At 39.2% G+C, this 469-nt stretch carries 1 protein-coding gene; it reads right to left on the reverse strand.

Annotated elements, in window-relative coordinates:
* Positions 1-130: 130 nt before the first annotated feature.
* On the reverse strand, positions 131-334 hold the full coding sequence (locus OKC24_RS19915; protein ID WP_131277133.1) for a helix-turn-helix transcriptional regulator: 204 nt from the start codon (positions 332-334) through the stop codon (positions 131-133).
* Between the last annotated feature and the right edge of the window lie 135 nt (positions 335-469).

The following is a 469-nucleotide window of genomic DNA, read 5'->3' on the forward strand; positions in this document are numbered from 1 at the left end:
TCGATCATGAGAAGCATATCAAGCGTATCCCTAAGAAATTTATACACTTATTTTGTTTTATGGTTTTGGTTACCCGTACCATTACCCGTTTTAATAAAAGTACCCTTGCTGGAACAAAATAAAAAGCCTGCTAGGTGCAGGCTATATTATCAGATTCTTGCTTGTATTTTTCGACTTCTTTCTTCACTTGCGACTCATGCCAAAAAACATCTTTTTCACTTAGTTTTATTGGCTTTGGAAGTTCGCCACGTTTCAGCATTCTATAGAACTTGGTACGACCAACAGAAAGTAAATTCATAAACTCTGATGCTCGTACTCGCTTATCGATATTCATGACACCTCCTTCAGACTTTTCCGCACAGCTGCAGGCAACACATCTGCCGCAGCCAATTTTTCATCTATAAGCGTGTATAACAATGTGACCAGCTCAGCCGGCAATGTTGTTGTATAAAACATTCCGGATACATGC

It is taken from the genome of Acinetobacter entericus (assembly GCF_026168575.1).
GTDB classification, from domain to species: Bacteria; Pseudomonadota; Gammaproteobacteria; order Pseudomonadales; family Moraxellaceae; genus Acinetobacter; species Acinetobacter bouvetii.

What these genes read in the sequence shown, in the direction of transcription:
- OKC24_RS19915 (WP_131277133.1), bottom strand. Translation starts at nt 334, where the DNA reads ATGAATATCGATAAGCGAGTACGAGCATCAGAGTTTATGAATTTACTT.